The organism is Salibacterium qingdaonense, assembly GCF_900114715.1.
In the GTDB taxonomy this organism is placed as follows: Bacteria; Bacillota; Bacilli; order Bacillales; family Marinococcaceae; genus Salibacterium; species Salibacterium qingdaonense.
The window spans coordinates 36,622-46,025 of sequence record NZ_FOTY01000023.1 but is presented as its reverse complement, the minus strand read 5'-3'; the positions used below and the strand labels follow the sequence as shown (position 1 = coordinate 46,025).

Sequence of the window (9,404 nt, the reverse complement as noted above, 5' to 3'; positions counted from 1 at the left end):
TGCGCCTTTGATGGAGCGAAGCTCCTCAGAGATCGAAGACGATCTCAAGCTCAAGCAGCCTAATGTTCACGTCTGATACGACCTTGTTTCTCGTTCTTCTGTGCCTATAGAACAAACACCAATAGTGCCGAGGCGGCGTTCATTTTATCCATTCGGGCATAGACCCAGCAAAGGAGCTTAGCCGCCCCCCCACCACATGGATACGCCGGACGAAGGAATGTATGGACCTTCAGCCAGTGATATATGGGAGGGTTAGCGACCATGTGCGATGTGGGTGATTTCCAAGAGCACGGTCATATACTAATTTACCAACAAATTCCTGTTCGGACAGGTGGAAGGATTCTGTACTGGTTCAAATTGTTATACATAACAATATATGTTTCCGTGAGGTGGGAACGCATCTAGCTGGTGATCATTGATAGGTTAGAAATTCTGAGAAAACAAGAGCATGTGGAAGAATAATTAATTACAAAGAGGGAGGGGTAATATGAACAAAAGTTATTTGTTTCTGCTGCTACTGGGGGGTGTAATGCTTTTATCTGCTTGTGCTGAACATAACATGGAGTTGGAAATACATAATGATGACAGTGGAGAATTCACCATGGATGTTGAAGTAGATTTAAGTGATGTACCTTTTGGCAAAAGTCAAATACGACAGCAATTGGTAAATGGACAGGAAGAACTGCAGAAGGAGGGGTTTCAAACAACGTTGGAGGATGAAGAAGATCGACTTTATATGGAAGCCTCCCGGTCGTTTGATTCCTTAACGGAAGCTGATACTAATGAGTTGTTGAACGAAGGCACAGACAGTATCCTACTGGAAGAAGTGTCAGAAACGAAAAGAGTTCTCGATGTTCCTTTTGAAGGGGAAGGCGATGAGATGGCCGGTTCTATGATAGAATCTACGTTAACAGTCAATTTTCCAACAACACCGGAGGAACATAATGCTCATAAAGCTGATGGCAGTGAGCTGACCTGGTATATTGATTTGGCAGAGGGAACGGATGTTTATGCGGAATATGAAGTACAACAGGGAAGCACTGTAGGAATCATTGTCGTTACAGGCCTGGTTGTTATTCTGGCAGGGGTTGCAGCTTATTTCGTGTTTCGAAGGAAACGTAACGTCACAAAAACGCCGGATTCACCATCAGGAGAATGAAAATGTTGGATACAAGTTGCAGTATAAAACAAACGTTTGATTAAAAATGAGACTGAGACAATACTAGATAAGTAATGAAGAGTCTGGGACAAAAGTAAAATAGGTGGAGGACAACACGAATGTCTTGCGGCGTTGTTCAACGGTCGAATGGTAGCGGAGCTAAAATGCTTCGACTCCTGCGGGAACAGCACGAGTCTCAAGACCCCGCAGGAAGCGATTTTCTTCCGAGGAGGCTTGAGCCGTGCCCGCGGAAAGCGAAGCATTTTGGCGCAGCGGTTTATCTCAGCAACGAAAAATGCCGAACGATTTTAAAAAATCGTTCGGCATTTTTCTATCTTATAGAGGTTTTGTCCCAGACTCTTTTGTATGGCAAATGATGAAGGCGTTTCAAGCTGCGGTGTCTTGCGCTTTTCTTATGGGTAGCGGGATTGTGAACACTAATTATGCTGCTGAGCGATTTAGTGCCCACAAAGAGCACCTTAGGGGATACTAGGACATTCACGCGGGTGATTAGTGGACACGGGCATCCGCCGGCGTCCATTATCTCCTCGTCTTCGTGCCGTAGTGTCCACCAAACATCAATTGGTGGACACTACTCCTTCATTTCAGGCTGATAGTGGACGCAGCCCCAGCCCCAGCCTCAGGGACCTCAGCGCACAAAAAAGGAGACCAGCTGCCGGACTCCGGCGCGCAGGTCTCCACTGAAAGGAGGCTCTTTCTGTTTTTACGAAAACAAACTTGTGCTGTGCTGCGGCTGTACTTTGGCTTTCGGGTCGATGAGGTGCTTGGCGTTGTTTACCGCAATCGGAGCCTCTCCGAATCCGGTGGCGATCAGTTTCACCTTGCCGTCGTACGTGCAGATGTCACCGGCCGCGTACAGCCCCTCGATGTTGGTTTCCATCCGTGAGTTAACGACGATGGAGTTTTTCTGAAGATCGAGGCCCCATTCTTTGATTGGTCCGATGGAAGAGATGAAGCCGTGGTTGACGATGACAGAATCGACATCGAGGTTTTCCTCTTCTTCACTTTGAATGTCTTTCAGCACGGCTTTTTTGATTTTGCCGTCCTGGCTTTCGAACTTCGAGATTTCCGTCGGTGTTTTTACACTCATGCCGGACTGGAAAAGCTGTTCCACGCTGTGTTCATGGGCGCGGAATTTCTCGCGCCGGTGGGCGACTGTCACATTTTTGGCAATCGGCTCCAGCATCAGGGCCCAGTCCAGCGCGGAATCACCGCCGCCGGAGATCAGGACATTATGTCCGGAGAAGGCCTGCAGGTCATCGATGAAGTAATGCAGGTTTTTCCCTTCGAATTCCCGCGCTTCCTCCATCTTCAGACGGCGCGGTTCGAATGCACCGATGCCGCCTGTGACAACGACTGTCTTGGCATAATGTGTTTTCTCGTTTGTGGAAAGTTCGAAGCGTCCGTCGGCATCTTTATCAATTTCCTGAACGGTTTCTTCGAGAACCACTGTAGGATCAAAGGCATAAGCCTGTTCAGCCAGGTCATCCACGAGTTTCTGCGCTTTCACCCCCGGAAACCCGGCTACATCGTATATATATTTTTCCGGGTAGAGGGTGGACAATTGTCCACCCACCTGCGGCAGACTGTCGATCAACTTGACACTCATTCCGCGCATGCCTGCATAAAACGCAGCAAACAGACCGGTCGGACCAGCGCCGATGATCGCTATATCGTAAAGCTCTTCTTCATTGATCATATAACATCACCCACACTCAATTGTAAACAATTACGTCGTTATTTTCGACTGATACGCTGAAATTTTTCACTTTATATTTTTCATTCACAAGCATCCGGCCTTCATTTTTCACATCGAATTCCCTGCCGTGCCAGGGACAGCGCAGAATGTCGCCGTCTTTTTCGAAATTATATTCCCCGACATTATCGGTAGGGGCGGGGGCGCCGCACAATTTTCCTTTTGACAGGGGAGCGCCCTGGTGAATGCAGCGATTCAAAAAAGCGTAATAATGCCCGTCGGAAGCACGGCAGACAACGATGGAATGTTTGCCGAGGGTGCTTTCCATCATTTCTCCGGGCTGCAGGTCTTCTTTATGGCAGACTTTTTGTTCCATGAACGACACCTCCAAGTAGACTAAAATTTAGGGTAAAAGTTACGTGCGTTTTCGGTGTAGAGTTTTTCTTTGAGATCATCATCCAGGTTTGGCGGAAGCGCGGCATCCGGGGAATCGTAATCCCAGTGCGGATAATCGGTAGAAAACGAAATAATCTCATCCGACCCGAGCTGGTCGATAATCTGCATGAGTTCTTTCTTCTTCATGCTCTCCAGCGGCTGCGTGGTAAACAGCATATTTTCCCGCACAATATCACTTGGCATCCGCTTCACCCACGGCACCTCATGACGGAGATCGGTATACTGCTGATCCATTTTATTCATGAGAAAAGGAACGTACGTAAAGCCGCCTTCGATCATGATCAGCTTCAGATCCGGAAATTTATCGAAAACACCGTTGAATATCATGTTGGTTACGACGTTCATGTGGGACGTCGGGATCAGGGTGTGCCACTCGATAAAGTATTTCGGCCACTGTCCGTAATAAACAGGCGGCTCGTTATGGTGCATGCCGATTGCGAGGTTGTGCCGCTGGGCTGCTTCAAAAATCGGATGATAGTACGGATCGCCCCACAGTTTATCATCGATCGGGAGCAAAACCTGCACCATTTTCGGATGGGAGCCGATGCGTTCAATTTCTTTCACCGCGTTCCATGGTTCCTGGGCTGCGATATGAATGGACCCGTAAAGGCGTTCGTCCTGGTCCAGCCACTTGTCAATCTGCCAGTTATTATATGCTGTGGCCAGAGCCGTCGCCATTTCGTACCAACCGTGCATGGAAGACGGGGAAGGGTCGAGAGCGCCGGTGAGTACCGCTTTTTCGTGGTTATTGGCATCGAGCAGCTGCTGCTGCATAAACGAAAGATCCGTCCCCGCCGGGCGGCCGTCCGGAATACGGGCGTCGGCGCGGTCGACACCGGCCACAGCCGGCTGGGTGTAAGGCATATGCTTTTCCTGGATCCAGTGGCAGTCTTCGATATATCGTTTCCATGGCTGCTCCAGGTAAGGAAGCAGTTCTTCGTACATGACGCGTTCGTGAACATCGGTATCAATTAACATTGTGAATTTCCTCCTCCAGAGTTCCCGCCGCGGGAAGTGCTTTTTTTCTGATCAACTGGGAAACATCGTATCACACCGGTTATTTTCCTCCAACGTTGATGACAGGCCGTCATTGCATATGAGAATACTCAGTGAGCTTCAGTGACATTCAGTGATAAGCAGTGATAAATTTTGAAAAAATATTTTTTACAAAACAAACAGATAAATCGAAAAAAGCTCCCGTTTATCTGCTGGGATAAACGGGAGCGGATGATGCTGTGCCGGTGATATCCAGCGTGTTAGAGCCGGAACTTGTTCGTTAAGCCGTTCAGTTCTTCCGCCATATGGGACAGGGATTCAGCGTTTCCGGCGACTTCCTGCATCGCTGCGTTCTGCTGCTCGGTTGTGCCGGATACCTGCTCAATGCCGGCGGATGTTTCTTCCGAGGTGGAGGCAATCTCCTCACCGGATTCCCTGACTTTGGCGCTGTGAGCAGCGATGCTGGTTAAATTGGAAGCTACCGTCTGGATGCGGTACTGCATGGAGTCGATGGATTCATTGATCACGTCAAAGTAATCCCGGCTCACTTCAATCTGCCGGCTTCCATCTTCCACAGTCTGCTGTCCTTCATCGAGAGATTGCACGACGGCATTTGTTTCGTCCTGTACGCCGTGAATAATACCGGTGATGTCAGAAACAGAGTTTGATACCTGCTCTGCCAGTTTGCGGACTTCTTCGGCCACCACGGCAAACCCTTTCCCGGTTTCTCCCGCTCTGGCGGCTTCAATCGCTGCGTTGAGCGCCAGCAGGTTGGTCTGCTCGGCTATATCTTCGATGACTTCAATCAGTTTGGAAATCTCCCGGGAGCGGCTTTCAAGCCCTTTTACTTTTTCAGACGTATCCTGTACGAGAGACGTGATATTGTGCATCTGATTTACCGACTCAGCCATCTGGGTGCGCCCGTCTCTGGATTTTTGACTCACAACCTGAGAGGACTCCTCCAGCTCGCGGCTTTCTTCATTGGATTCGCGTATTTGTTCATCCAGTTCGGACATGATGCTCGATATCTCACTCGAGGTGCCTGCCTGCTCTTCCGCCCCTGACGACAGTTCTTCCATGGTGGAAGAAATCTGTTGTGCGCCGGAACTTACTTCGCGTGAAGACCGGGTCAGTTCCCCGCTCCGGCTGCTGACCTGCTCGGAAATATCCTGAATTTGGTGAACGGTGCTGCGAAGACTTTCTACCATGGTATTAAAACCTGCCGCAATCTGACCGATTTCATCTTTGCTGTTGTACGATATCGTATCTACATCGAGATTACCGTCTGCGACTTCGTTACTGATCGTGACAACTTTCTTCAGATTCCGGTTAACGAAACGGCTCACCAGCAGTACAATCAAACCGCCCAGCAGCGTTGATGCGATTATGGATATAATTAAAGTCCAAAACGCCACGGAAGCCTGGTGGTGCGCCTCCTGAATCGAAGCCTGTCTTTCTTCATCGATCAGCTGCCGCAGCTGGCCCAACAGGTCGCTTGTGTTACTCCGGTAGTCGATCGTCTGCTCGCGGAACGTATAAAGCCCCTGTGTATCCCCGTCCTGAACCGCCGGCACGATACGCTCGGTAAAGACACGATCAGCTTCCGTGTCATTGCTCTTAATCTGGTTGAAAAGATTCCGCTGTTCTCCGGTGTTAAGCTGTGGCTCGATCGAATTCAGAAGGTCCTGGAATTCGGAACGCTGCGTTTCATATTCTTCGAGAAGCTGCTGATCTTCAGCAATCATATAGTCCGCGATCCGCGCATCTTTAGAGCGGAACAAGGATGCCATTTCTGTAATGTTAATGGAACGCTCTGCCTGTGTTTCCACGGAGCTCATATTACTCTGAACCTGCGTCAGCTGAAAGGAGACGATCACTGTAGAAATAATGAACAGTAGAATGGTCACTGTTAAAGCTGTTCCGAACTTTTTACCTATGTTTAGGTTGTTCCAGCGCCTTTGAAGCATAAAGCCTTTCTCCTCCTTAGTTATGCATTAGTTACTGTTTCCTATTGATTTGCCAAATACATGAAATTTTAATGCACGTACTATTGTGAAGGATTAATATTAAGGTAGTGTAAACAGGAAGTAAATTTTTAAAAAGATAATGGATGGGGTAGGCGCCAATACTATTATGCAAAAAACTTAGTTTATCCGATAGACAAAGAAAACAATACAGTGTACAATGCTGTGTAAGCGGTTTTTTAATAGTGAAGGAGGACTTGTTTTATGGAATATTTCAAAGACATCAGCCGGATTGCATATGAAGGACCGCAGTCCACGAACCCGTTCGCGTTTAAATACTATCATCCAGAGGAAAAAGTACAGGGAAAGACGATGGAGGAGCATCTGCGTTTTTCCGTGGCGTACTGGCATACATTTGTAGAGAATGGGTCGGATCCGTTTGGTGCCGGCACGATGGAGCGGCCGTGGGACGGATACACCGGTATGGACCTGGCCAAAGCGCGCGTGGAGGCGGCATTCGAATTTTTTGAGAAACTCGGTGTTCCGTATTTTTGTTTTCATGATGTTGATATCGCGCCGGAAGGGAATACATTAAGAGAAACAAACAGGAATCTCGATACAATTGTCGGCATGATCAAAGAGTACATGAAAGACAGTAACACGAAGCTGCTTTGGAACACGGCGAACAATTTCACGCATCCCCGCTTTATTCACGGGGCGGCGACGTCCAATAACGCGGATGTGTTCGCGTATACTGCGGCCAAAGTGAAGAAGGGTCTTGAAATCGGCAAAGAACTCGGCGGGGAAAATTATGTGTTCTGGGGCGGACGGGAAGGTTACGAAACGCTCTTGAACACAGATATGAAGCAGGAACTGGATAATCTCGCCCGGTTCTTTCATATGGTGGTGAATTACGCGGAAGAAATCGGCTACGAGGGGCAGTTTCTGATCGAACCGAAGCCGAAAGAACCGATGAAGCACCTGTATGACTTTGATGTAGCAACGGGCTATGCGTTTCTGCAGAATTACGGGCTGACCGATCATTTCAAGTTCAACATTGAAGCCAATCACGCCACACTCGCAGGTCATACGTTTGAGCATGAGCTGCATTACGCCCGGATTCATAACATTCTTGGATCCGTGGATGCCAACCAGGGAGATCTGCTTCTGGGATGGGACACCGACGAGTTTCCATCAGACCTTTATTCTTCCGTGCTGGCCATGTACGAAATTCTGAAAAACGGCGGTCTCGGTAAAGGAGGTCTGAACTTTGACGCGAAAGTACGCAGAGGTTCCTTTAAACCTGAAGATCTCTTCCACGCCCACATTTCCGGTATGGATACGTATGCTGCCGGATTGAAGGTCGCCTCCCGTCTGCTGGATGATGGTGTACTCGAAGACATTACCGCCGAGCGGTACAGCAGCTACGGCGAAGGCATCGGCGCGGATATTGTAAATAACCGTACCGATATTCACAAATTGGAGGAACATATATTGGATACAGGTTCGATTGAGCATCAATCCGGCCGTCTGGAAAAAATCAGATCGATCCTCAATCAATACCTGCTCACCGAATTTTCCCGGTAAAGGAGCATAAGATATGGACTATTTCATTGGAGTGGATCTTGGAACAAGTGCCGTCAAAGCAATGCTGGTAAGTGAACAGGGAGAGGTGTCGGACGAGGTGGCAAAACCACTGTCCCTCATGCAGCCGCAGAACGGGTTCAGTGAACAGAATCCGGAGGAATGGGCCGAGCAGACCACACGTGCCCTGAAGGAACTGATAGAGAGATTCCCCCATGACGCAGCGAGTATCAAGGGTCTCAGTTTTTCGGGGCAGATGCACAGTCTTGTTTTACTCGATAAACAAAATGATGTGCTGCGTAACGCCATTCTCTGGAATGACACGAGAACGACAGCACAGTGCCGGGAGATAGAAGACGTTCTGGGAAAAGAACGTCTTCTGGACATGACAAAAAACCCTGCGGTGGAAGGCGTCACTCTTTCCAAAATGCTTTGGGTGAAAGAGCACGAACCCGAGATATGGGAGCAGGCCGCAACGTTTCTGCTTCCAAAAGATTATGTGCGTTACAAACTAACCGGGCGTATTCATATGGATTACTCCGACGCTGCGGGCACGCTGCTGCTTGATATTGTGGAGCGTACCTGGAGCCGGGATATGTGCGAAGCCTTTGAAATCGATCCCTCGTTCTGCCCGCCGCTGCTCGAAGCCACTGACCCTATCGGCCCTGTGACAGAGGAAATATCCGAGCGTACGGGGGTTTCCCGGGAAACACAGGTCATCGCAGGCGGCGCCGATAACGCATGCGGTGGCGTCGGGTCAGGCATTTTACAGGAAGGTAGAACGTTATGCAGCGTCGGCACGTCAGGAGTGGTGTTGTCGTATGAAGAAGACGGCTCAAAAGATTTTGGAGGCAGCGTGCATTACTTTAATCATGCGGCACCGGATGCGTATTATGCCATGGGTGTAACACTATCTGCCGGCAACAGCCTGCGCTGGTTCCAGGACGTTTTTGCACCCGGAGAATCCATGGATGAAATGGTAGAAGGGGTGGAGGAGATCCCGCCAGGAGCCGGCGGACTGCTTTTCACCCCGTACCTGGACGGGGAGCGCACGCCGCATGCCGACGCCGATATACGCGCCAGTTTTATCGGCATGGACAGTTCGCATGGCAGAAAGGATTTTGTCCGGTCTGTGATGGAAGGCATCACGTTTTCCCTGAAAGAATCAGTGGACATCATCCGCAATCACGGCCGGGAGATATCATCTATCGTTTCCATTGGAGGAGGCGCCAAGAATGAAACCTGGCTGCAGATGCAGGCGGATATATTCGAAGCCGATGTGATCAAACTGAAAAGCGAGCAGGGGCCGGGTGTAGGTGCAGCCATGCTTGCGGCTTACGGAAGCGGAGCGTTTTCCAGTCTGCAGGAATGCTCCGAGGTTTTCCTTCAGGTAGACCGTGTGTTTTATCCAGACGCAGAAAGGCGCGAAACGTACAGAGCATTATACGGCTTGTACCAGAATGTGTACGAACAGACGAAAGAACTGAACAATAGACTGAAAGAATTTCGAACGTAAAAATGACAGGGA

General features: G+C 49.2%; 8 protein-coding genes. 4 read left to right on the top strand and 4 right to left on the bottom strand.

What is annotated here, in order from left to right; genetic code table 11:
* Positions 1–487 precede the first annotated feature (487 nt).
* Positions 488–1,159, top strand: coding sequence for a hypothetical protein (locus BM058_RS14230; RefSeq protein ID WP_090927721.1), 672 nt, complete (start codon positions 488–490; stop codon positions 1,157–1,159).
* A 241-nt stretch (positions 1,160–1,400) separates the two neighbouring features.
* A complete protein-coding gene (locus BM058_RS14225) occupies positions 1,401–1,652 on the top strand; it encodes a hypothetical protein (protein ID WP_090927720.1) in 252 nt (83 codons plus the stop codon).
* 231 nt (positions 1,653–1,883) lie between these two features.
* On the opposite strand, the gene BM058_RS14220 is transcribed toward BM058_RS14225, so the two are convergent.
* The 4 genes from BM058_RS14220 to BM058_RS14205 form a co-directional block, all read right to left on the bottom strand.
* A complete protein-coding gene (locus tag BM058_RS14220) occupies positions 1,884–2,879 on the bottom strand; it encodes an NAD(P)/FAD-dependent oxidoreductase (protein WP_090927719.1) in 996 nt (331 codons plus the stop codon).
* A gap of 16 nt (positions 2,880–2,895) precedes the next feature.
* Complete coding sequence (locus BM058_RS14215; RefSeq protein ID WP_090927718.1) at positions 2,896–3,252, bottom strand: Rieske (2Fe-2S) protein; 357 nt, start codon at positions 3,250–3,252, stop codon at positions 2,896–2,898.
* A 20-nt stretch (positions 3,253–3,272) separates the two neighbouring features.
* Positions 3,273–4,310 carry an amidohydrolase family protein gene (locus BM058_RS14210; RefSeq protein ID WP_090927717.1) on the bottom strand — a complete coding sequence of 346 codons (1,038 nt, stop codon included), beginning with the start codon at positions 4,308–4,310 and terminating at the stop codon, positions 3,273–3,275.
* 278 nt (positions 4,311–4,588) lie between these two features.
* Positions 4,589–6,295 (bottom strand): methyl-accepting chemotaxis protein, encoded by a 1,707-nt coding sequence (locus BM058_RS14205; RefSeq protein WP_090927716.1) that lies wholly within the window; start codon positions 6,293–6,295, stop codon positions 4,589–4,591.
* Between the two features lie 261 nt (positions 6,296–6,556).
* Between BM058_RS14205 and xylA the strand changes: the two genes are divergently transcribed.
* Together xylA and xylB are read left to right on the top strand one after the other, a co-directional pair.
* Positions 6,557–7,879, top strand: coding sequence for a xylose isomerase (xylA, locus tag BM058_RS14200; RefSeq protein WP_090927715.1), 1,323 nt, complete (start codon positions 6,557–6,559; stop codon positions 7,877–7,879).
* A gap of 13 nt (positions 7,880–7,892) precedes the next feature.
* Positions 7,893–9,392 (top strand): xylulokinase, encoded by a 1,500-nt coding sequence (gene xylB, locus BM058_RS14195; RefSeq protein WP_090927714.1) that lies wholly within the window; start codon positions 7,893–7,895, stop codon positions 9,390–9,392.
* Positions 9,393–9,404: the final 12 nt, after the last annotated feature.

What these genes read in the sequence shown, in the direction of transcription:
- BM058_RS14220 (WP_090927719.1), bottom strand. Translation starts at nt 2,879, where the DNA reads ATGATCAATGAAGAAGAGCTTTACGATATAGCGATCATCGGCGCTGGT.
- BM058_RS14215 (WP_090927718.1), bottom strand. Translation starts at nt 3,252, where the DNA reads ATGGAACAAAAAGTCTGCCATAAAGAAGACCTGCAGCCCGGAGAAATG.
- xylB (WP_090927714.1), top strand. Translation starts at nt 7,893, where the DNA reads ATGGACTATTTCATTGGAGTGGATCTTGGAACAAGTGCCGTCAAAGCA.
- BM058_RS14230 (WP_090927721.1), top strand. Translation starts at nt 488, where the DNA reads ATGAACAAAAGTTATTTGTTTCTGCTGCTACTGGGGGGTGTAATGCTT.
- BM058_RS14210 (WP_090927717.1), bottom strand. Translation starts at nt 4,310, where the DNA reads ATGTTAATTGATACCGATGTTCACGAACGCGTCATGTACGAAGAACTG.
- xylA (WP_090927715.1), top strand. Translation starts at nt 6,557, where the DNA reads ATGGAATATTTCAAAGACATCAGCCGGATTGCATATGAAGGACCGCAG.
- BM058_RS14205 (WP_090927716.1), bottom strand. Translation starts at nt 6,295, where the DNA reads ATGCTTCAAAGGCGCTGGAACAACCTAAACATAGGTAAAAAGTTCGGA.